Here is a 23,723-nt window from a genome sequence, read left to right on the forward strand (position 1 = left end):
TGAAGTGTTGATACTGCTTTTATTAAATTTTTTATTAAATCATTTTACTGATCCGTCGTTTTTTTCACTTTATCAGGAAAGGTATAGGGCATTATTAAATCCAGTTGGAAAACGATTACCTTAGATTGATTAATGAATGAGTGGAAAGAGAATTTGATTAAGATCAACCTTATATTAAGATAGTGGTAGAGTGTTTTCGTTTGCTCAGACATATCGGCCGCTTTTGGCAGTTTCGTGGGAATGACAGTACCTCACTCAGTCCTTATGATTGTTATAACTGAGTTTGTGAAGTACTCCAACTAGATGAGCCTAGGTGCCCCGTTTTGCTTGCGCTTTCGGCAAGGGTAGATCTTGTCATTTGACATTCAATTGATTTTCTTTTAGGGTGTACGGGGTGCTGCCTAACAACTTACCAGCTCTGGACTCGCTTGCAAAGGCGCACAGCGAACGGCTGCGCCAATATGTTGCGCAGGAAATTATCAACAATGGTCCTCTTACTTTTGCGCGCTATATGCAGCTCGCTCTTTATGCTCCAGGGCTTGGATATTATAGCGCTGGTGCGCAGAAATTCGGGAAAGCAGGTGATTTTATTACTGCTCCAGAAATTTCTCCACTTTTTTCAAAAGCCGTTGCGAAACAGTGCCAACAAATTTTAACAGACTTAGATGGTGGGGAGATCCTTGAATTTGGAGCTGGTTCGGGTGTGATGGCAGTGGATATTCTAAGAGAATTAGAGCATCATCAATGTTTGCCTACACGTTATTATATTTTAGAAGTTAGCGCCGACTTTCGAGAACGTCAAGTGGCCCTTATTAAAAGTGAAATTCCCCAATTATTGGATCGCGTTAACTGGTTGTCTCAACTGCCAAGTCATCCAATTCGGGGAGTGATTGTTGGAAACGAAGTTATCGATGCAATGCCAGTTCATAAATTTAAAATAAAAAATGGTATTAAAGAAATTTATGTTGATTATAAAGCTGATCAATTTATCTGGAAAATAGATGAACCATCATCATCACTAGTCGAAGCTGTTAGAGATTTAGGAATTGATTTTACAGAAGACTATGAATCAGAAATTAATTTATTGATGAAGGGATGGGTCTCCTTGCTAACTGAGATATTACATACAGGCCTCATTTTACTAATAGATTACGGTTTTCCACGACACGAATATTATCATCCGGACAGAAATCAAGGAACGATTGTTTGCCATTATCGACATCGTAGTCATTTTGATCCACTTATTCTAATAGGTATTCAGGATATTACGGCGCACGTCGACTTTACTGTCCTTGCCGAAGCAGCTTTGCCGTGCTTAATGGTTGCTGGTTTTACACATCAAGCAGCTTTTTTGTTAAATTGCGGTATTACGTCCTTTATGCCTTCTTGTGAAGACCCGATGCTTCGCTATGTGGTTACGCAACAGATTAAAAAACTAACTCTACCCAGTGAGATGGGTGAGTTGTTTAAGGCTATTGCATTAACAAAAAATTATCAGCAACCCTTATTAGGTTTTACTCATATGAATCAAACGGAACGCCTAACATATCTCATCTAGAGTTGATTGATCAACTAATTTCTGATCACGTGTTTTAAGGGTTATGATATCGAAGCTTTGAATATCAAGGTCCTCAATCACTTGTTTTAAAGAGAATCAGAGTGAGATTACTGTATGAATTGCTGAATTGCTTCAATACGCAATTTTTTTAACGCTTTTGCAAATGCTTCCCCTTTTAATCCTTGTTTTTGTAGAGATTTAATATCTACCGATTTAATTACTTCGATAATGCGTTTGATTCTTTCATTATGATGTAATGTAACTGTAGAATTAATCGAATCACAAACAAGAATAAATTGTTCGAAGCGTCGGTCTCGACGCAAGGCATCTGTTTTCATAATGAAGTTCAACAATTCATTTTCGTTCATTTTATCGCTATTAGCATAAAGTGAACGAAAATGGGCAGTTAAAAGCGCTAATTCGGTATACTCGTTTGGAAGGCGGTATCGTTGAGCTAGTGATTGAATTGTCTTACATGAAAGATTATGGAGTAAAGCAGCAAAACGAATAACACTAGATGAGGTTTTGTTCGTGATAAGGTCTAAAGCAGCAATGCCTTTTCCATTCAGATAAATTTCAGGAAATAAAATAGAGAGCGCATCACAATTATTTAACACTTCAAAAAAACGAGTCGGTTTTTTATTATCAAGCGAACGTACCCATTCTTGCCACACCCGTTCCGGAAGCAAGGCATCTACTTCACCACGTTGCACTATTTTTTTCATTAATGCCAATGTATCAGGATGAATAGAAAATCCCGGAAATTTAGTCGCTAAACGAGCCACTCGCAAAATGCGGACAGGATCTTCGTGAAAAGCAGAAGAAACGTGGCGCATGATTTTGTTTTTAAGATCTTGTTGGCCTCCATAAGGGTCAACAAGTTTTCCTTCTGGTGTTTCAGCTATCGCATTGATGGTCAGATCTCGTCGTTTAAGATCATCTTCCAGCGTCACATCCGGTGCTGCATAAAAAGTAAATCCTTTGTAGCCTTTTGAGATTTTTCGTTCTGTGCGAGCGAGTGCATATTGTTCATGTGTTTCTGGGTGTAAAAAAACTGGAAATTCTTTACCTACGGGTTTAAATCCTTTAGCAACCATGATTTCAGGAGTAGCCCCCACTACCACCCAGTCTTTCTCACTCACTGATAATCCCAATAATTTGTCTCGAACGGCACCACCTACCAAATAAACTCTCAAATGTGCTATCCTCTCTGCTACTGAAATTTGAGTATCCTAATATCATGTACTTGTAAGCTTGATAAGCGTAGCGTATTCAAGCTGCAAGATGACATCATAGTAATCATGGTTAGATTATGTAAATACCTACTACAATATAGGTTGTCAAGAATTGTCGGCTGGCTAGCTGATCGTCAATGGGGATTATTGACTCGGTGGGCAATCAAATTTTTTATTCGCTATTATCGTGTAGATATGAGAGAGGCTGAGTATTCGAATATCCACTATTATTCTTCTTTTAATTCCTTTTTTACCCGTTATTTAAAAACAAATTTACGTCCTCTTTCGGAAGACTCTAACGCGATTATTTCTCCTGTAGATGGAATTATTGGCGAAGTGGGTCAATTAACCGGGGGCCAGGTGATTCAAGCAAAAAATCGTTTCTATACGGTTGTAGATTTATTAGGAGGGGATGAAAATCACGCACTATTATTTCAAGATGGCTATTTTTTCACGACTTATTTGGCGCCAAGAAATTATCACCGCATTCATGCGCCTATTGATGGTCAATTAAAGGCAATGATTCACATACCCGGCTGTTTATTTTCCGTCAATACCATTTCCGTTCGTACTGTTCCACACCTATTTGCTCGCAATGAGCGGGTTGTCTGTTTATTCGAAACAAAAGCGGGACTCATGGCGGTAGTAATGGTAGGTGCTATGCTGGTAGGTAGTATCAGCACAGTTTGGCACGGTGCAGTGACACCCACTGCTAAAAATTCTATTTCTATTTGGAAATACACTGAAGAAAAAATTACGTTGACTCTTGGTGAAGAGCTAGGTCATTTTAAAATGGGTTCAACGGTGATTTTGTTATTTCCTAATCACTCAATTGCTTGGGAAATGCGCCGCCAAACCGGTGACACCCTTTGCTATGGTGAAAAAATTGGAATTCTGTATGAGATGCAAAAATAGAAGCTATCCTCTTCCTCTCTGACCCCCAGTGTCGGGTCTTTGGTTTGGGTATGTTATTTTGATAGGCTATAGCTGTTTGAGATAACGATTAGGATAAGAATAGAGAAGAATAGAGATAAAATTCAGGAATTTTCTATTATATTGCGAGTGAGAGTTGCTCTAATTTTAAAGACGATAACGGAACTATGGCAGATAGATAGGCATGGATTAGCAGCGGTAAAGTACAATCGTTCTGGTATTGGCTCTGGGAGAGACTTTACGAATTGAATCACTAAAATCTAACACAAAAAATCAACGCCTCATTAATGCAATTCGATTCACAGAATTAATCCAAGAAAGTCTTTTCTTTTTTAGCTTTGGATCAGTTTAAACCACTGTCCTTTAACAGTCAGACAGCGTAAGGTTACGCTCTATCTGTATTGAAGTTGTAACATATTGTGACACAATCAATGTTGATCTATATCCGGAGAGTACGGATCGATGGATAGTAAACTCCCGAAGAGATACGTACTCACCTTACCCACCACCAATGTGGCAGATCTTTCTTTCATAAAATTTACACATATAATACACAAATAATATCTCGCTTAACTCGCTTTATTTTATACCCTCAGGAGTAAGGGTCACTTATATCTCTGACAGTTAAATAATGCGACACAATCACTATAATAGACAACACCGCTCCAAACTCCAAACAGCGAATCGGGTTTTCTAATTCACTAGTCAATACCTAATGAAGCGATCTTGCAATAAATGCACTTTCCCTTGTTTGGCAATTAATGGTAAACGATATACAGTTGAATATTGTCAGAATTTAATCCAACGGAAAAGCAAAAACCCTAACGAGTAGCCTATGATGGTACATTTATTATTCTATTATTACTACTCGTAAAATAATTCATCCCTAATTTCTGTCGTAAAGTGAACAGTTAAATCTGCTGCTCACAAGTTAGCAAAATTGAGCTACTATATTATGTATCTTTTACTAAAGCAGCGATAGATGTGCAATGCTAAAGTGCATAACAAATGGACATTGACCACTACGGCATTCTAGATATTTATAGGCCTTACCTACCTTATTGTCCTCAATCTTAAGCAAGGACCGTCAATATTTCTATTTTAAGATATATGTGAGTATTACTGCTTTGCCCAGCCAGAATAGCACAAAGTCTGTTTTAAGACAATCGTTAATAAATCTAAGTATCTTCATTGACTTGGTTGAGCAATAAAACACAGTCTGATAAGCACAAGTTAGGAAACATTCTCAAATACGTGTAAATTTGCCAAAGTAGTTTGAAGTAACAAAATTACACTTAAGATCACCAAAAACGTCCTCATTCAGGTAAGTTTTAAACTTAGAGCCCCTCCCGCGCCGGTGACACTAAAATTTCCCTCCAATCTGAAAGTGTAATTACAAACTAACTATTTATAAATTTGTCAACTTGTTATCTCGATTGATCCTCAAACTAATACACTCTAATGTGCCTCATCCCAATTATCTCCAATCCCAATATCCACAACCAACGGTATTGACAAGGAAACAGCATGTTCCATGTGTTTTTTGATTTGTGGGATAGTCTGGCCGAGGTCTTTTTCAGCAATTTCGAAAATGAGTTCGTCGTGGACTTGCATCATGAGGTAGGCATTGACTTCGTTTTCTTTAAGCCAATCACTGACTTTGATCATGGCGATTTTAATGATATCGGCTGCAGTTCCCTGAATCGGGGCGTTGATAGCAGCACGTTCGGCGGCACGACGACGTCGAAGGCTTGAAGCGTGAATATCTGGGAGATAAACGCGTCGTCCGAACAGGGTTTCGATATACCCTTTCTCAGCAGCAATGGACCGAATTTTTTGTATATAGTCGCGAACGTTAGGATAACGTTGAAAGTAAGTATAGATATATTTCTGTGCAAGCTCGCGACTAATACCAAGTTGTCTTCCCAACCCAAAACTTGACATCCCATATAACAAACCGAAGTTAATAGTCTTCGCACGCCGACGTTGTTCGTCAGTGACCTGTCCTAGTTTTACGCCAAAAACTTCAGAGGCTGTTGTGCGGTGAATATCCCATTCTTTTTCAAATGCTTTTATTAATCCAGGGTCTTTTGAAATATGAGCGATAATACGCAATTCTATTTGCGAATAATCGGCAGAGACAATACGAAAGCCAGGGAATGTAATGAAAGCACGTCGAATTTTCCGACCCTCTTTCGTGCGGATTGGAATATTTTGCAAATTAGGATTGTTAGAGGAAAGACGCCCTGTCGATGTGACTGCCTGGTTATATGACGTGTGGACACGACAAGTAGCGGGATAGACTTGTTTGGGAAGTCGGTCAACATAAGTGTATTTTAATTTACTTAAGCTGCGATATTCTAAAATTACTTTTGGAAAAAGATAATTTAGGGATAGATCTTGTAAAACATTTTCTGCTGTTGAGGGTTGGCCACTAGGTGTTTTTTTAAACACCGGTAATTTTAATTCATTGTACAAAACCATTTGTAATTGCTTTGGAGAATCCAAATTGAATTCATGGCCAGCTAATTTATGGGCTTCTCGTTCTAATTCTTCAATACGTTGATTCAGCTCAATACTTTGTGAACGTAGCATCGCTGTATCAATTAAAACACCGTGTCTCTCCATTTGCATCAGAATAGGCACAAGCGGCATTTCAATTTGCTCAAACACTTTTCTTAAATTTTTTCTTTTTTGATTAAAGGCCATAACTTATGATGGACTTGTAATGTCACATCGACATCTTCAGCGGCATAGGCGCCGGCATCATCAAGGGAAACTTGATTAAAAGTAGTTTGTTTCGCTCCCTTTCCTACTATATCTTTAAATTTAATGGTTATCCGACCTAAATACTTTAAAGCTAGCGTATTTAAATCGTGTCGTATGCTATTGCTATTTAAGACATATGATTCGAGCAATGTATCGTAGGTTTTTGTTTTAATATAGATATTTTCTCCTGCTAAAACTTGGCTGTCATACTTTAAATTTTGCGCGATAATGGTCTTATTTCCATCTTCTAGTATTGGCTTTAATTGTCCTAAAACCCATTGTTTATCGAGCTGCATAGGTGCGTTCATATAATCGTGCGCCAGCGGCACATAAGCTGCCTCATGTGGCTTTATCGCAAGTGAAATTCCTACCAACCTGTGCATCGCATTAAAACCGGTAGTTTTAGTGTCAAAAGCAAATTCATTAGCTACTCTCAGCTTCTCCATCCATTTTTTAAAAGTCTTTTTATCAGTAATCGTAATATATTGTGAAATTGTGGTTTTTTGAGTGTCTTCCGATAAGATCTCGGCAAGCCACGATTTAAATTCGAGCCTAGTAAACAACTTAATCAATTTTTCACGATTTTTTTGTAGAGGAACTAAATCCGTTGGCCTTTCTTCCAATGATAAATCAGAAATTACAGTAACTAATTGACGCGCCAGAGGAAGTATATCTAAATGTGCACGAAGACTTTCACCTACTTTTCCTTTAACTTCTCTAGCATATTTTACAATAGCTTCAACCGAACCATATTGACTAAGCCATTTAGCTGCAGTTTTTGGGCCTACTTTTGGAATCCCGGGGATATTGTCTGTGTTATCTCCTGTTAAAGTTAAATAATCAATAATTTTTTCAGGTGGGACACCGAATTTTTCTTTAACCCCATGTGGATCTAATAGGCGATCTGTCATTGTGTTAATCAGAGTTACATGACTATTGACGATTTGTGCTAAATCTTTATCTCCCGTCGAAACTAAAACATGAAATCCTTCCTGTTTTGCTTTTTTCGCCAAGGTAGCAATGACGTCATCGGCTTCATAACCCTCTTTAATAATCAGCGGTAATCCTAATGCTTGGATAATTTCAAAAAGCGGTTCAATTTGATTATGAAGTGCATTCGGGATCTCTGCGCGATTGGCTTTGTAAGCTCTGTATAAATCATTTCGGAATGTTTTTCCTCTAGGGTCAAAAATAACAGCCATATAATCCGGCTGATAATGAACCATCAATTTTCGCAGCATATTGATCACGCCATATATTGCACCGGTCGAATATCCTTTGGAATTCGTTAAAGGCGGTAACGCATAATAAGCTCGAAAAAGATAAGAAGAACCATCAACTAAAATTAACGGCTTTAAAGTAGCATCATTCATTTTTTAGATCATCTTAGTCAAATAACTTGCTAGTTATTCTAGTCTCTTCTTCAGGAGAGTTGAAATAGGAGAATAAACTATTCAGTAGAGCTTAAAATTGATAGAATGACCCTTCGGCATTTGACCTATGATAATCTATTGAGGCTATGCTAAAGAGATCCATCACACCTTTTGCTTTACTACTGACTTCAGTAAGTAGTATTTTGGGGTCAGGCTGGTTATTTGCTACTTATTATACTTCAGAATTGGCTGGTCCTTCGTCTATCTTTGCCTGGCTGGTAGGTGGTGCATCTGCTATCGCCGTGGCCTTCGTGTTTGCTGAGCTCTGCGCTATGTTACCTATTACAGGATCCAGTATTCGAATTCCTTATTATACTCATGGCACTTTTGTTAGCTTCCTATTTTCGTGGATTATTTGGATTTCTTATGCATCGCTGGCCTCCACAGAGGTACAAGCTGTCACACAATATTTAAACTATTTTTTCCCTTCATTAGTCTACAGTGATGGGGGATTAACAGGAGATGGCTATATAGTAGCAACAGTGCTTATGCTCGGCATTGCCGCACTTAATGTTTTTTCTTTACGCTGGTTGTTACGCTTTAATAGTGTGTTAACTCTTCTGAAAATTGCCATCCCGACAGTAGTCGCTCTGATTATCCTAGCCTTTTATTTTTCACCACAACATCTTATTCATCCTGCTCATGCGGTCTTTATGCCTTTTGGGCTACATGGTGTGTTCGCTGCAGTTACCAGTGGGGGTATTGTCTTCGCTTTTAACGGCTTCAAACAGGCCTGCGAAATGGCCGGAGAGGCTAAAAATCCATCGCGAGCACTACCTTTCGCCATCATTGGTTCTGTTGTCATTTGCTTGCTCATTTATCTCTTGTTACAACTCGCTTTCCTATCATCAATTATCCCCGACAACTTGATCCATGGGTGGGCTCATCTGGCATTGCAAGGCGGTACTAGCCCTATTACAGCTATTGTGCGTCAACGGCATTTAGATTTCCTGTTGCCTATTTTATATGTAGGCGCTATTATTGGACCTTTGTCAGCAGCGCTAATGTATACCAGTAGTGGTGCCCGAGCTTTATATGGAATGAGCAAAAATCACCATATTCCGTTGTTATTTCAACGACTGACTAGCCGAGAAAACCCTGTTATCGCCATTATTACTAACTTTATTTTAGGTATGTGCCTTTTTGCTCCATTGCCAGGTTGGAATCACATGATTACCTTTTTAACGTCATTGATGGCGTTGACTTATGGTATCGCTCCTATTTGTTTATTAACATTGCGTCAGCAGCTCCAGGATCATCACCGACCATTTAAATTACCATTCGTAACTGTATGGGCCACTTTCTCTTTTACATATGCACTCTGCTAACTTATTGGAGTGGGTGGGCAATCATCTCTAAATTAGGGATTACGATGCTGATTGGGTTCGCTCTTTTGTTAGTTCATCGTTATTTTATCGAACCTTCTAAACGCTTTTCTTTTGATTGGTACGCCTCCGTTTGGATCTGGCCTTATTTTTTTGGTATCACGTTAATTTCTTATCTCGGTAATTTTGGTGGCGGAAAAGGAATTATCCACTTCGGCTGGGACTTTGTTGTTGCTGGTATTTTATGTATATTTGTTATGTGGCTTGCCGTTAAATTTAAATTGCCGGCTTATCTCACTCAACGCTATATGCAAGATTCCGAATCTACTGAACCTACCTGAAGAGCGTCTACTTGTATAGAGCAGAAAAACCTGTTCATTTGAACACTACTGATGTAATAATGAACACAGCAAAAGTCAATTTTGCTTTCAATATTTACGTAAGGATATTCGTAAAATTCATTGGTAAAATTGCTTATGCTCGCGCAGCTCGTTATAGTAGTTATTATGTAGTATGTCGTAGTAGCGGCCGATTAGTTGTGAGTTGTAATGTTTAAACAATCTTTGTCTTGCAAATTTAGTGAATTACTACGCAACTATCGATGCTTAGCTGTACACTTTCTCGATTAGGGTATGATATTACAGCTGTTATCGATTATGTGACTATTTTGATGACAATACAATCTAAGACTATTTAAGTTACCCTTGTTTTCTTCTTCAAAACACATTGGTGTTTATTGTTGATGAAAGTGATTCTGTTTTATTATCATATTCAGGTTTAGTATTAAAAAACAATTCTTTACAGAGCTACTCATCTTATTACTGCTCTTAATTCTCAATCTGCAGGGCATCAAAAAAAGAATCAACAAAGTATTAATGATCATTGAATATTTTTTATTACTCATCTAATCATTATTGCAACCGGAATTATTTACATGGCTATGGAATAAAAATGGGTATCTAAATTTAGATGTAGAAACTTATCGACATATTTAAAATAATTCTTTTCGATTAGAACTGTATTTCTTTGCGTGCATTCACTTGGTCTGGTACGTACCTATAAGACTTAAGGCTTTTCCAATAATATAAGCATCTGCTATACCGCGTAAAAACGAGATCATTAACGAGATTTATTTTAGTTGTCTCAATTAAGTTTAGTTGAGATCGATATTATTATATATTATTGATAAATAAAATTTTTCTGATATCCTCTATTATTGTTTCTTGTGAAGAAGGTAAAGAAAGTTCGGCACCGCTTCTTACTTCTATAGACAGAAGGAACATTAAAACACCTGTACTATAGAAGATCACCATTTTATTCAATCAAAAAACACTGGCTTTTATAATTTTATTTGTTATTTCTTTGATCATTTTTGAAGCTTTTTTACTCTTGACTAAAAGGTGAAGGATGCAATAAGGTGTAGTATATATGCCTATGCTTCTAGGGATTATTATGCTGGTTTTTATTTTGAAGAGCCAGGTAAGGCTAGATTTGCGTGATATGAAAGAATACTTCTTTATCAAACTCTTATGAGTTCCGCTTTCCAATGAATTAAAAAATGTTAAAAGCGGTTTACGGCAGATATATGATGCTGTTATTAATGAGGCTCCGATTTTGCAGCTGAGATTCGATGGAGTGCAGTCACTTGAATTGCGTTATAGGCGTTCTTTCTGGTATTGCTTAGTTTCATCGGCAAGTCAACTCAAGGAAATTTCATGGAATTCTATTGCATCTGGGTTAATTTATAATCTCTGTTTATTGTAATCTGTACGGTTTTGTTAAATTTAGCACTATAGGAGAGTTGATGTGCGAATTAAATTTATTTCATATACGAGATTTAACCACCACCTGATCTGCAATGCTGTATCGAATTAAATAAAACTAATCATTGAATATTCAATATATTCATTTTAATTAGTTATATTTGGCAATTTTTGGATGCAATTATTCATGAAATTATCTTTGCCCTATTCAGATCTTTGCGCGATTGAAATGGCTCTATGATATGACTACGAGTATTTACTCCAAATATATGGACTCCTGTTAACAAGTGAGTAAGATACATGTATTATGTGATCTGCAAAAGCTTAAATTTTTATAATATTTTTATGAAGCCTTTTCCTTATGATAAAGATCCTGGCTGATGATCATATCCCTTTTGTGTCAGAGTTATTTGGTGAGTGGGGTGAACTTATTTTAAAACCTGGGGAGCGGATAGAAAGGCGTGATCTTCTAGACGTCAATGCGTTGCTTACTCGATCAATAACTCTTGTAAATACCAATTTGTTAAAGGGGACCTCAGTAGAATTTGTGGGAAGTGCAACGGCAGGATTTGATCATATCGATCAAGTATCGCTTAAGAATCAGTCTATCGCCTGGGCTTTTGCTGCTGGTGTTAACGCGATTGCGGTTGCGGAATATGTGCTGCATTGTGTAGCTTTTTTACAAAAAAGTAATCTTCTCTCGCGTGAAAAAACAACAGCAGCGGTGGTTGGTGTAGGTCGTGTTGGTTCTATGGTGTCAGCCCGATTAAAAAAATTGGTTTTACAGTTCTCCATAATGATCCACCACGTGCTAAATTAGAAAACGATTTTATTTCAACGCCTCTAGAATCACTTACGAACGTAGATCTTTTTGTTTACATACGCCATTAATCAAATCCGGGAAATTTCCCACTTATCATTTAATCAGTGAACCTTTGCTTTCAAAAATGAAGCCAGGGACTATTTTATTGAATGCAGGGCGAGGATCCGTTGTTGATAACAATGCATTATTAAAGCAAGATCATGTCATTGCTTGTCTTGATGTGTGGGAAAATGAACCCAGAATTAATCTAGAATTATTAAAAAAAGTCATTATTGGAACTCCACACATTGCTGGCTATAGTGAATCTGCAAAATTACAGGCAACCTTTTCAATTTATGAAGCGTTTCTCAAACATTTTTACTTACCCGCATTACCCGAAATTCGTCAATTTAAAAAGCTAAAACAGTTACAAGAAAAAACAACAGTGCTTAAGATTGAAAATTGTGACACTCTCGAAGATGTTTTGCTAAAAATATATAATCCGGCCAATGAAACACGAAATATGCGTGAATCACTTCTCAGAAACCCCGATCAATTTGAAAATTTACGCCGTCATTATCCGTTACGAAACGAGCTTTCAGCTATCCAATTAATTCCACCACCTAACAATACATTTAAAAGCATACTCCAACGCTGCGGATTCAATATTGATTAGCAGCACAGATTTTACACAGGAAAATCTGTGCTGCGGGCGTCTGATTCTCACAAGCCCATTAGTCTGGAGAAAAAATTTATGAAATGTTACGCTAAACTATTTCTTGCGGGTCGACGTCCAGTGACCAGCGAACTTGTGTTCGTTGATTGGTAAGCAAGGTAATTAATTTTTTTAACATTTTGTGTAAACTGGTTCGGTTTTTTGCTTGAAATAATAATTGATGACGATAACGACCTGCCTTACGTTCCATTACAGCAGGAATAGGACCAAATAAATTAACTTCTTTATCGATGATATTAATGAGCTGCTGCTTTATCGTTACTAAAAAATCATGTGGTAAATTTTGTCTAACTGCTTCAGCGCGTAGTAAAGCAAGATATGTATAAGGGGGTAAATCAGCCATTTTTCGTTCACTTAACAATGCTTTTGTAAAAGCTTCATATCCTTCTTTTAATAAAATAATTAAAAATGGATTGTCCGGATGATGTGTCTGAATAAACACTTCACCCTTTTGTACAACGCGTCCAGCGCGACCAGCAACTTGCGTTAATAATTGCCCCATGCGCTCTGCTGCACGGAAATCGGCGCTATAAAAACCACTGTCTATATTAATAATCGCTACCAATGTTAAATGAGTAAAATGATGACCTTTTGCAATCATTTGTGTGCCAATTAAAATTGACACTTCTCGATTACGTACGAGATTTAATTTATCTTCCATGCTATCTTTTGTACGTGTACTATCGCGGTCGATGCGCACGATGCTGTAATCAGGAAAACGTTCTTGTAACCTTAATTCCAGCTGTTCTGTTCCTAATCCCATCTCAATCAGCTCACAATGCTTGCACTGTGAGCAGTAAGAAGGAATTTTTTGCTAATGCCACAATGGTGGCAATAAAGTCGTTTAGGACAGGAATGCAAAGTTAATCGTGCATCGCAACGATGACAGTGAATTATCCAGCCACAATCGTGACATAATAATGTTGGCGCATAACCTCGTCTATTTAAAAAAGCAGCACTTGGCCGTTATTTTTAATATGCCTCTCAACGGAAAATAATAAGTCTTCACTCATTCCTGCTATTAATTTTTTCTTCCTTAAATCAACTACAGTCACGGTCGGTAAATGAGCACTTCCTGCACGATTAGGTAACGATAGTAATCGGTAACGTTTATATTTTACGTTATAGAAACTTTCAAAAGAAGGTGTTGCGGTACCCAACACCACAGGAATATTTTCAATCTGGCCACGAATTACAGCTAAGTCTCGTGCCGAGTAACGAAAACCAGATTGCTGCTTAAATGAAAGATCATGCTCTTCGTCCAAAATGATAATTCCTGGATTTAGCAGTGGTGTAAAGATAGTAGAGCGTGTACCAATGACAATTTTAGCAATACCATTTTTTGCCATCAACCATGCTTGTGCTCGTTTTTTATCAGTTAAATTCGAATGTAAAACGACAATAGGTACATTAAATCGTTCGCGAAATCGTTTTAGCGTTTGAGGAGTTAATCCAATTTCAGGAATTAAAATCAATATTTGTTTGTTTTGTTTTATTAGTGTTTCAATACAACGTAAATAAACCTCAGTTTTTCCGCTACCGGTCACACCGGCTAGTAAATAAGGCTGAAATTCTTTTTGCTTAACAATCTCATCGACGGCATGTCGTTGGTAGGGATTTAGCTGAACGACTTGGGGTAATTTAAGTAGAGGATCATCATCAATTTTTCTGCCATTCACTTTTTCCCCTTGTCGAATTAAACGCGGCAATGCACTGAAAATAACCTCACCGATGGGGTAATGATAATAATCGCTAGCGAAACGACACAATTGAAGTAACGACAAAGGAAGTGGTGCTCTATCAAGAACGGTGTGGATAGCTTTAAGTCGCGCAGTGGGCAGTGGCGAATGGGATGTCAAATTGAGTAATACTCCCGTACATTTCCGGTGGCCAAAAGGAACCTTTAAAAGCATACCCGGTCGTAATTTGGCATGCGGAATTGATTCAGGTATCAGATAATCAAAGCATTGATAGAGGGGTATGGATATAGCAACTTGCAAGATCGTTGACATAACCCTATGATAACCATCGCACTGGCCAATCACAACAAAGGGATCATTATGGTAACTTACAGCACCAATGAGTTTCGGGGCGGACTAAAAGTCATGATTGACGGAGATCCTTGTAACGTCATAGAAAATGAATTCGTAAAACCAGGCAAAGGACAGGCCTTTAACCGGGTAAAATTCCGTAATCTAAAAACTGGTCGTCTATTAGAACGGACATTTAAATCAGGGGAATTTCTACCAGCCGCTGATGTCGTTGAAGTTGAAATGCAGTATTTATACAATGATGGTGAGTTTTGGCATTTTATGGTACACGATACTTATGAACAGTACGCCGTTACTTCTAAAGTGGTTGGCAATGCAAAACAATGGATTAAAGAAGAAGCACTCTGTGCAGTCACGATGTGGAATGGAGCTCCTTTATTGGTTGACCCCCTAACTTTGTTGAGTTGAAAATCACAGAAACAGAACCTGGCGTTCGTGGAGATACGGCTTCAGGTGGTACAAAAAATGCTAAGTTGGAAACCGGCGCTGTTATCCGCCTCCCTTTATTCTTAAAGGAAGGCGAAATCATTAGAGTTGATACACGACGTGGAGAATATGTCTCCCGGGCTAAATAATACAGATCCTTAATCATCTCCGTTATTTCCACTGGGACGGATAAGAATCTAATGAAATGAATGTTACGCTGGCCCCAGTACCCAACGACACCTAATTAAGTTGAAAACAAGTATAATAGCTCACCAAATATTTAGGTTGAGAGGTCACACCAATGTCTAATTTAACGTGGCAACCCACTGCTTCCCTTGATAATCAGAAACTGCGGGCAGAATTGTACGGCGAAGTTCGACGGTTTTTTGCAAAGCGAGGTGTTTTAGAGGTCGAGACACCACTTTTATCACAACACACTGTCACCGATATGCATCTCCGTAGTTTTCAAACCACTTATTACAATGAAAATGAAAAACGTCATTATTATTTACAAACCTCTCCAGAATATGCGATGAAACGTTTACTTGCTGCTGGAAGCGGGCCAATCTATCAAATTTGCAAAGCTTTTCGTAACGGTGAAATTAGCTCTCAACACAATCCAGAATTTACACTTTTAGAATGGTATCGCCCAGGATTTAACTATCATGATTTAATGGATGAAATCGATGCATTATTACAAGTAACCATTCAATCAAAAAAGACAATTCGTAAAACATACGAACAATTATTTTTGGATAATCTATCGATCAGTCCATTTCAGCTGTCTCTACCCGAATTGCATAAACTAGGTAAAAAATTTTCACTGCAAAATGTTAGTGACTATAACGATCGTAATATTTTATTACAGTTTTTATTCGCTCATGTCATTGAACCAACTCTTGGATTCAGCCAACCTTTATTCGTGCATGATTTTCCGGCTTCTCAAGCTGCTTTGGCTAAAATTGACCCACAGGATTCCAATGTGGCTTTGCGTTTTGAGGTTTATATTGAAGGACTGGAGTGCGCAAATGGTTTTGAAGAATTAGTGGACGCTAGAGAGCAACGTCGACGATTCAAACAAGACAATTTCAAGCGAAAAGCCGTCGGCCTTCCTAAAATAGCTATCGATCAGCGTTTTCTCGCTGCATTAGAAACAGGGTTGCCTTCCTGCTCAGGAGTGGCACTAGGTTTTGATCGACTATTAATGATCAAAGCTAAAACAAAAAGAATTGACGACGTTATTAGCTTTCCTGCTGATAGGGCTTAATTGATAGAAATTTATTTGATTTCTATAAAATTTTGTGAAATTTAACTACAATCACCTTTGGCTCATTCTACAGGCAATCCCGCAACATTGCCACTCTGCTGATTTTTTCCAGTGGTCGCGCAATAATCTATTGAAGTTAAAATGTGCCCTATAATCTCCATAACTGTTAAGCGCGGCGTTAAAATAGTAATGTGGTAAATCTGCCACATTGACTGACTTGCTGCTCAATCATAAAGGATAAAATAGTTCTGGGGACTATAAATTTGAAAATTGACTCAGCCTAGCTTAATCCTGCGGCTATTTGCTAGCGAGATATTTAAGGATGAATGGCATATAAGATCTTTAAAAAACAAATTGTTTACATCATAGTTATTTTGAATATGTGCACAAAAATCGGTGAAATTAAAAGATTCTACTTCCATCTAGAGCTGGATTCACCATTAACTTGGCATCATGATAGCAGTAAACCTAGTTCTCTGGTTAAGATAACAAGATACTAGCCGATGTTTGAGCTACTTTTCCTATTCTACCGTAACTGATTTTGCTAAATTGCGAGGTTGGTCAACATCAATTTCTTTAAAAACAGCCACATGATAGGCTAATAATTGTAAAGGAATTGTATAACCAATCGGTGCAATTATATCAGACATGGTAGGTATCCTTATTGCTAAACTACGGCGATTTTTTGATTGCCAATGTACTTTCTCATCTAAAAATACGAATAATTCCCCACCCCGCGCTTGTACTTCCTGCATATTAGATTCCAGTTTTTCAATTAGATGATCATTAGGCGCAACGACAATGACTGGCGTTCCCCTATTGACGAGCGCAAGAGGTCCGTGTTTCAGTTCTCCTGCGGGATATGCTTCGGCGTGTATATAAGAAATTTCTTTTAGTTTTAGTGCCCCCTCCAAAGCAATGGGAAAAAGTGCACCGCGACCGAGGAATAAAACGTGTTCTTTAGTGATAAAACGTCTGGATAATCGTTTTATCAATGGCTCTAATGCTAAAGTCTTTTGAAGTAAAGTAGGTAAGTTTTGTAAATGTTTTATGATTGTCCCATGATCATTATCTTGACGTCTTAGAAGTGCTGCCAATAATAATAACGAAACCAGTTGTGTCGTGAACGTCTTTGTTGCAGCAACACTAATTTCAATACCAGCTAGCGTAAGAAAAACTAAATCCGCTTCTCGCGCGATTGAACTTGTTGGAACATTACAAATACCTAAAGTTGCTGCATACCTTAATTTTTTTGCCTGCCGTAATGCTGCAAGTGTATCAGCCGTTTCACCGGATTGGGATAGAGCAATAAATAAAGTATTAGGTTCAACGACACCTTTTCGATATCTATTTTCACTCGCAATTTCCACTTGACAAGGGATATCTGCTAATGCTTCTAACCAATAGCGTCCAACAAGCGCAGCGTGGTAACTGGTTCCGCACGCTACGAGCTGAAGACGTTTTGTATTTTTAAATATGGCTTCAGCTTTATTGCCCAAACTTTTTGGATTAATACGATTATTAATTAAATGGCCAGAAATAGTATTCAACGCCGCTTGAGGCTGTTCAAAAATTTCTTTTTGCATGTAATGACGAAATTTTCCTTTTGTTATAATTTCATAGTTGACTTTGGCGTTATGCGCGGTTCGTTTAACCAATTTACCAACTTCATTATAAACAGCCACTGAATTAATGCTAATTTTAGCGATGTCACCTTCTTCTAGATAAATAAAACGCTGTGCTACTGCCAATAACGCAGCCAGATCTGAGGTAATAAATTGCTCACCAATCCCTAAGCCGATGACTAAAGGACTACCACGACGAACCGCATACAGCGTATGAGGTTCATTCACTGAAATAATGCCAAGCGCATAAGCGCCCACTAATTCTTTTACAGCACATTCTACGGCAAACAATAATTCTTTTTCTTTTTTACTGTAATGATGAATTAAATGTACAATGACTTCTGTATCGGTTTCAGTTTTAAATTGATACCCGAGTTTTGAAAGTTTTTGTCGAAGTACTTCGTGATTTTCAATAATACCATTATGTACGACAGCGATGCTATTTTCAGAACAGTGAGGGTGTGCATTGTTTTTTGTCGGTTTTCCATGGGTTGCCCAGCGTGTATGTGAAATGCCTGTGTGACCTTGTAAATGCTTTTTTTAAGCTTTTCCATAAGAACGGCAACTCTGCCTTTAACTCTAACACATTGAATTTTAGAAGTTTGAGGATGGAGAACAGCGATTCCTGCCGAATCATAACCACGATATTCCAGACGTATCAGCCCTTGGAGCAAAATATCAGCTATAGGACGCTCAGCGACAGCTCCTACAATACCACACACAGTGTTCCCCTATTAGACCATTTAATTAACTTTACCAGAATGACAGATTTAGAAAATCGCATTATACGTCTATTTATGAAGATAATAAAAATAAGGGAGTAATACTGGTGGGGTTAGAGAATCTTTGATTGTCAAGCTAATCAATCAGTTATCCTTTATCTAACTTTTAAAGAATGAGACATGGAGAGTTTTGGTATAGTTTTTAGGTGAATTTGCTGCGAGGTGGAGCTCAGGGACGCGAGATGTTTGATAACACAATTCTCTGGTTCACATTTAAAAAGTCTCGGACTTCTCCTGCACGTAATATACTCGTCCTTTTTTTCGCTTATGTTTAAAGTAACACCTTTTATGTGGATATATTCTGGTTTCCCTAAAAAATAAGATGAAGAAAAACATCTCGCATCCACATTTTCTCCTTCTTTTTTAGATTCTCGATTTATCCAGATAGTGATATGATGATTTTGGTTTTAAAGAAAGCTACTTGAATCTCGAATATAGAGCGCGAGTTACATTTTCTATTTAAAACTTAAAACTGTAACGCATTGTGCGTTAATATCATTAGCTTCTCTTTCACAGGACTCAAGATTTACCTAGGAAAACGTAGGGGAAATTTATCTTTAGGGAAATCGTCAGCAAATTACTCCTATTCAGAAAAATAGCTGTGTTAATTAAGGAGGGATAAATTATGGTAAAATTCAGATCCATGCAATCTATTACAGAAAGAATAAAACGCCGAACTATTAGTTCACATGCTGTCCAAATGGGACAGAAAGGAATACCAGAAATTAAAAACATTATTGCGGTGGCATCTGGAAAAGGTGGAGTAGGGAAATCGACGATGGCTGTTAATCTCGCTTTGGCGCTTAGCGAGGCAGGGGCTGAAGTAGGATTGTTGGATGCGGATATCCATGGACCAAACCAGCCTCTCATGCTGGGGGTTCGGGAAAGACTTACAATACGGCCCGATAAAAAATTGATACCGATTCGAAAATATGGTATTCAATCGAACTCTATTGGCTATCTCACCGATATAAAAACACCGATGATTTGGCGTGGGCCGATGGTGAGCCAAGCATTGCAACAATTGCTTTATGATACACTGTGGAAGGATCTCGATTTTCTAATCCTTGATTTACCCCCTGGTACCGGCGATATTCCTTTGACATTGGCGAAGAAAGTGCCGATAGTAGGGGCTGTTATAGTTACCACGCCTCAAGATGTTTCCTTATTAGATGCTGGAAAGGCGCTCTCTATGTTTAAAAAATTGGGTATTACGGTTTTAGGAATCATCGAAAATATGGCTATCTATGTTTGTTCCCACTGTGGCCAGGAAGAAGCCATTTTCGGAAGCGGTGGCGGTGAATCGATGGCGGCTGAGAATCATATCCCTTTATTAGGCAAGGTCCCTTTAAATGGTATAATTCGAAAAAACGCCGATGCGGGAATTCCTATTACCTTTTCTGATCCTAAAAGTTCATTAGCAAATAGTTACCGTGAAATCGCTTTCGCTTTAGTCGAACAATTATCATTACAGCCAATTAATTATGCCGTAAAATTTCAAAATGTTGTTGTAGAAGGAACAAAGTAATGCCAATTAAGTCTGATAAATGGATTCGCCATATGGCTAAATCCCAAGGGATGATTATCCCCTTTGAGTCAGAGCAGGTCCGTCAGACGTCTTCAGGAAAAGTAGTTTCTTATGGAACATCAAGTTATGGTTATGATGTCCGTTGCGCTGGTGAATTCAAAATTTTCACCAATATACATACCTCTATCGTAGATCCTAAAAATTTTGACCCGAGAGGATTTTTTGATCTAAAAACCGACGTTTGCATTGTGCCACCGAATTCATTTGTGCTGGCACGTACCATTGAATGTTTTAAAATACCACGCAACATATTAACCATTTGTTTAGGAAAATCTACCTATGCGCGTTGTGGGATTATTGTTAATGTGACTCCTCTAGAGCCTGAATGGGAAGGTCATGTCACATTAGAATTTTCTAATACGACAAATCTACCTGCTAAAATTTACGCTTACGAAGGCGTGGCGCAAATGTTGTTTCTTGAGTCTGATGAAGCTTGTGATATTTCCTATAAAGATCGCGTCGGGAAATACCAAGGCCAACGAGGTGTGACGTTGCCGGTGATATAAAGATTTAGTGATAACGTATATATCAAAAATAGGAAAGTAATTATGAGACTTAAATTTTAAGATTTAGCTTCACTAAACATTATCGGTATTTCACTCCACTTAGTCTAGGCGATGCGCCATGTACGCGACAGATAAATGTATAAAAGATAAATCATTTGAGTTACCGAAATAAATAGCGACAATATTTAGGGTAAACTTACTAATTCCACTAGTTATATACGTTGCGAGCTTGGCTTTGTTCTTAAAAAGTGATACAGAACAGCGAGATCCCGCGCAAGACTTTGCGAATTGGTTGCTATTTTATTAATCCATGCTATTTAGCTTGTAAAAAAGTATATATTTAACTCAATCGTAGCGTTTTGAGCCAGACTGTGCTTAAAGGAAACAGTTCTCACGTCTTCTTGCTTTTGTTAAAATAGCCTTCCGTAGAGAAACGGACGGGTCTTATGACACGATATATCTTTGTTACTGGCGGTGTAGTTTCTTCTTTAGGTAAGGGTATCACTTCTGCATCCCTGGGGGCTATTCTCGAAGCTCAAGGTCTTAGTCTCACAGTCACCCTGATTAAATTGGATCCCTATATTAATGTAGATTCTGGAACCATGAGTCCTTCCCAACATGGGGAAGTATTTGTAACTGAAGACGGTGCTGAAACCGATTTAGATTTGGGGCACTATGAACGGTTTATAAATGCTACCATGACCAAAAAAAATAATTTCACTGCGGGCCGCGTTTATGCTGATGTGATTCGTAAAGAAAGACGCGGAGATTATTTGGGGGAACCATTCAGGTCATTCCCCATATTACCGATGAAATCAAAGCAAAAATTCGAGAAGGAGCTGATAATGTTGACGTTGCGTTGGTTGAAATCGGCGGCACGGTAGGTGATATTGAATCGTTGCCATTTTTAGAAGCCATTCGTCAAATGCGTATAGAATTAGGTGAAGAGAAGACTTTATTCATTCATTTAACATTAGTTCCTTATGTGGCGGTTGCTGGTGAAATTAAAACGAAACCCACTCAACATTCCGTTAAAGAATTGCGTTCGATCGGTATTCAGCCGGATATTTTAGTGTGTCGTTCAGAGCACCCTCTATCTGATACTGAACGCGCAAAAATTGCTTTATTTACTAATGTTACTGGTCCTAATGTGATTTCTTTATCTGACGTAAAATCTATTTACGAGATTCCTTTAATTTTACGTGATCAAGGATTAGGGGATCGTATTTGCGAAAAACTAAAAATTAAAACGTGCTCAGCTAATTTAGAAGACTGGAAAAAGGTTGTGGAGGCGCAAAAAAATCCTAGGCATGCTGTGACTGTTGCGATGGTAGGGAAATATGTTGACCTCTCAGATTCTTATAAGTCATTAAGTGAAGCATTAGTTCATGCTGGAATTCATACAGACACGCGAGTAAATATTGAATATATTGATTCCGAAGCCATTGAATTATATGGAACTGGTTTATTGGAAAGTGCAGATGCCATTTTGGTCCCAGGTGGATTTGGTGCGCGAGGTATTGAAGGAAAAATTCTGGCGGCACGATACGCGCGTGAAAATGATATCCCTTATTTGGGAATTTGCTTAGGTATGCAAATTGCTGTCATTGAATTTGCCCGAAATAAAGCAGAAATGAAGGGTGCCAACAGCACAGAATTCGATCTCCAAACGCCTTACCCTGTTGTGGCATTAGTCAGCAAATGGTTATCGAAAGAAGGTATAATTGAAAAAAGAAAACGAGATGGAGAAAATTTAGGAGGAACAATGCGCTTAGGTGGACAGTCCTGTCGATTAAAATCCAATACACTTGCGCACCGATTTTACGGTAAAGATATCGTTATTGAACGACATCGCCATCGTTATGAAATTAATAATGATTGTATTAATCATTTAGAAGAAAGAGGACTTATTGTTTCCGGACGTTCGATTGATAACCGGTTAGTTGAGATGATTGAGTTGCTGGATCATCCGTGGTTCATAGGCTGCCAATTTCATCCTGAATTTACTTCAACTCCTCGCAGAGGTCATCCCTTGTTTATCGGTTTTATCAAGGCAGCTAGGCAGCAGCAGCTGAAATCAAAACGGTCGCTTTAGCAGTCTCTTCGCTAACAATCCATTGGAACAAATGGGCTATAGTTTTTTAAGTAAATACCCCAAAAATTGAAATTAGAAAAGAAACAAATGAAAAGTATTATTGATTAAGTTACTCTCAAGTTCCCTACTCGCATTTTATTATCATTCAATCGTCTTTCGCCAGTCTTTAACCTTCAACCGTCCCATATTACAAAGCAATGACTCTTCTTGTATAGGAAAAAGTTTATTAACGGTGTAATGTGACCATTTTACACGATTTATCTCTTCTGACCAGTCTGAACAACTGGGTCTTCGGCAATTAAAGAAATTGAGAATAAAAATATTCATTACCTTAAAGAAAAAAATAGCAAAATATTTTCTGATAGAAAAAGCAGTAAAACAACTGAATATCCATTTATATTTATATTCCCGTTAATCTAGCTCAATTTAATGTTTAATGGTATTCTTAATTCAGCAAAGCGGCTTGGGCTCGAAAAACTATCCTATCTTCATTTTGGATAATCGCGTGCTGTGAGGGCTTTAAAAATATAACCGCACATAATCTGGTTAACGCTACAGTCAAGGAGGCTAACGTTATGGTTTAACGGAACCTAAAAGGTTGGACTTGCCAAAGATACAGTAAAGAGATACAGCAGAGAGATATAATTTAGCGAAATAAAAATTGTTGTATATGGAAAGTAGCGATAAAAAACCTTAACTAGTTCATTTGAGTCTTCTGTAACGGTGTGCGTCCAAATGTTGCAAGTTGTGCGGATTCATATTACAAAGATGCCGTAGGTATTTCCGTGATTAACACTTACCTTGTAGCAACTGCTTTTGGCGCAATTTT

14 protein-coding genes and 4 pseudogenes are annotated in these 23,723 nt (G+C 37.9%); 11 read left to right on the forward strand and 7 right to left on the reverse strand.

Annotated features, from left to right (window positions below):
• Positions 1-394: 394 nt before the first annotated feature.
• Positions 395-1,558 (forward strand): class I SAM-dependent methyltransferase, encoded by a 1,164-nt coding sequence (locus LG660_RS03715; protein ID WP_258267330.1) that lies wholly within the window; start codon positions 395-397, stop codon positions 1,556-1,558.
• Between the two features lie 107 nt (positions 1,559-1,665).
• On the opposite strand, the gene LG660_RS03720 is transcribed toward LG660_RS03715, so the two are convergent.
• A complete protein-coding gene (locus LG660_RS03720; protein ID WP_373566709.1) occupies positions 1,666-2,763 on the reverse strand; it encodes a tRNA nucleotidyltransferase/poly(A) polymerase-related protein in 1,098 nt (365 codons plus the stop codon).
• A gap of 96 nt (positions 2,764-2,859) precedes the next feature.
• Between LG660_RS03720 and asd the strand changes: the two genes are divergently transcribed.
• Positions 2,860-3,708, forward strand: coding sequence for an archaetidylserine decarboxylase (gene asd / locus LG660_RS03725; protein WP_258267332.1), 849 nt, complete (start codon positions 2,860-2,862; stop codon positions 3,706-3,708).
• A gap of 1,476 nt (positions 3,709-5,184) precedes the next feature.
• Here the strand turns inward: asd and polA are convergent.
• Positions 5,185-7,868 (reverse strand): annotated as a pseudogene (gene polA / locus LG660_RS03730) (DNA polymerase I).
• A gap of 146 nt (positions 7,869-8,014) precedes the next feature.
• Between polA and LG660_RS03735 the strand changes: the two are divergent.
• The 4 genes from LG660_RS03735 (at position 8,015) to LG660_RS04455 (ending at position 12,494) form a co-directional block, all read left to right on the forward strand.
• Complete coding sequence (locus tag LG660_RS03735; protein WP_258267333.1) at positions 8,015-9,256, forward strand: APC family permease; 1,242 nt, start codon at positions 8,015-8,017, stop codon at positions 9,254-9,256.
• Between the two features lie 44 nt (positions 9,257-9,300).
• Entirely contained in the window at positions 9,301-9,594 is a 294-nt protein-coding gene (locus tag LG660_RS03740; RefSeq protein ID WP_258267334.1) for a hypothetical protein, read from the forward strand.
• 1,783 nt (positions 9,595-11,377) lie between these two features.
• Positions 11,378-11,836: a Rossmann-fold NAD(P)-binding domain-containing protein gene (locus LG660_RS04450; protein ID WP_258267335.1), complete on the forward strand. Its 459-nt coding sequence runs from the start codon at positions 11,378-11,380 to the stop codon at positions 11,834-11,836.
• Positions 11,837-11,951: 115 nt separating this feature from the next.
• The gene (locus tag LG660_RS04455; RefSeq protein WP_373566684.1) at positions 11,952-12,494 is read left to right on the forward strand and encodes a DUF3410 domain-containing protein; all 543 of its coding nucleotides are present in this window, start codon (positions 11,952-11,954) and stop codon (positions 12,492-12,494) included.
• A 91-nt stretch (positions 12,495-12,585) separates the two neighbouring features.
• On the opposite strand, the gene priA (LG660_RS03755) is transcribed toward LG660_RS04455, so the two are convergent.
• The 3 genes from priA (LG660_RS03755) to priA (LG660_RS03765) form a co-directional block, all read right to left on the reverse strand.
• Positions 12,586-13,317, reverse strand: a complete 732-nt coding sequence (gene priA / locus LG660_RS03755) for a replication restart helicase PriA (protein WP_258267336.1) — start codon at positions 13,315-13,317, stop codon at positions 12,586-12,588.
• Between the two features lie 5 nt (positions 13,318-13,322).
• Entirely contained in the window at positions 13,323-13,415 is a 93-nt protein-coding gene (locus LG660_RS03760; RefSeq protein ID WP_258267337.1) for a hypothetical protein, read from the reverse strand.
• 83 nt (positions 13,416-13,498) lie between these two features.
• Entirely contained in the window at positions 13,499-14,566 is a 1,068-nt protein-coding gene (gene priA / locus LG660_RS03765; protein WP_258267338.1) for a replication restart helicase PriA, read from the reverse strand.
• A 48-nt stretch (positions 14,567-14,614) separates the two neighbouring features.
• On the opposite strand from priA (LG660_RS03765), the pseudogene efp reads away from it, so the two are divergent.
• A pseudogene (efp, locus tag LG660_RS03770) lies at positions 14,615-15,180 on the forward strand (elongation factor P).
• 152 nt (positions 15,181-15,332) lie between these two features.
• A complete protein-coding gene (gene epmA, locus LG660_RS03775) occupies positions 15,333-16,298 on the forward strand; it encodes an elongation factor P--(R)-beta-lysine ligase (RefSeq protein WP_258267339.1) in 966 nt (321 codons plus the stop codon).
• 62 nt (positions 16,299-16,360) lie between these two features.
• On the opposite strand, the gene LG660_RS03780 is transcribed toward epmA, so the two are convergent.
• Positions 16,361-16,507 (reverse strand): hypothetical protein, encoded by a 147-nt coding sequence (locus LG660_RS03780; protein WP_258267340.1) that lies wholly within the window; start codon positions 16,505-16,507, stop codon positions 16,361-16,363.
• Between the two features lie 312 nt (positions 16,508-16,819).
• Positions 16,820-18,645, reverse strand: a pseudogene (gene glmS / locus LG660_RS03785) (glutamine--fructose-6-phosphate transaminase (isomerizing)).
• Positions 18,646-19,330: 685 nt separating this feature from the next.
• Between glmS and apbC the strand changes: the two are divergent.
• The 3 genes and pseudogenes from apbC to pyrG all read left to right on the forward strand — a co-directional run bounded on the left by apbC (position 19,331) and on the right by pyrG (position 22,944).
• Complete coding sequence (gene apbC, locus LG660_RS03790; RefSeq protein ID WP_258267341.1) at positions 19,331-20,233, forward strand: iron-sulfur cluster carrier protein ApbC; 903 nt, start codon at positions 19,331-19,333, stop codon at positions 20,231-20,233.
• Positions 20,233-20,799 carry a dCTP deaminase gene (dcd, locus tag LG660_RS03795; RefSeq protein ID WP_258267342.1) on the forward strand — a complete coding sequence of 189 codons (567 nt, stop codon included), beginning with the start codon at positions 20,233-20,235 and terminating at the stop codon, positions 20,797-20,799. Before apbC ends, dcd begins: the two co-directional genes overlap by 1 nt.
• A gap of 446 nt (positions 20,800-21,245) precedes the next feature.
• A pseudogene (gene pyrG, locus LG660_RS03800) lies at positions 21,246-22,944 on the forward strand (CTP synthase).
• Positions 22,945-23,723: the final 779 nt, after the last annotated feature.

The sequence above is a fragment of the Coxiella-like endosymbiont genome, assembly GCF_024730665.1.
Lineage (GTDB): Bacteria > Pseudomonadota > Gammaproteobacteria > Coxiellales > Coxiellaceae > Coxiella.

What these genes read in the sequence shown, in the direction of transcription:
- priA (WP_258267338.1), bottom strand. Translation starts at nt 14,566, where the DNA reads ATGTCAACGATCTTGCAAGTTGCTATATCCATACCCCTCTATCAATGC.
- apbC (WP_258267341.1), top strand. Translation starts at nt 19,331, where the DNA reads ATGGTAAAATTCAGATCCATGCAATCTATTACAGAAAGAATAAAACGC.
- LG660_RS04450 (WP_258267335.1), top strand. Translation starts at nt 11,378, where the DNA reads ATGATAAAGATCCTGGCTGATGATCATATCCCTTTTGTGTCAGAGTTA.
- LG660_RS03740 (WP_258267334.1), top strand. Translation starts at nt 9,301, where the DNA reads ATGCTGATTGGGTTCGCTCTTTTGTTAGTTCATCGTTATTTTATCGAA.
- LG660_RS03735 (WP_258267333.1), top strand. Translation starts at nt 8,015, where the DNA reads ATGCTAAAGAGATCCATCACACCTTTTGCTTTACTACTGACTTCAGTA.
- epmA (WP_258267339.1), top strand. Translation starts at nt 15,333, where the DNA reads ATGTCTAATTTAACGTGGCAACCCACTGCTTCCCTTGATAATCAGAAA.
- priA (WP_258267336.1), bottom strand. Translation starts at nt 13,317, where the DNA reads ATGGGATTAGGAACAGAACAGCTGGAATTAAGGTTACAAGAACGTTTT.
- asd (WP_258267332.1), top strand. Translation starts at nt 2,860, where the DNA reads ATGGTTAGATTATGTAAATACCTACTACAATATAGGTTGTCAAGAATT.
- LG660_RS03780 (WP_258267340.1), bottom strand. Translation starts at nt 16,507, where the DNA reads ATGTGGCAGATTTACCACATTACTATTTTAACGCCGCGCTTAACAGTT.
- dcd (WP_258267342.1), top strand. Translation starts at nt 20,233, where the DNA reads ATGCCAATTAAGTCTGATAAATGGATTCGCCATATGGCTAAATCCCAA.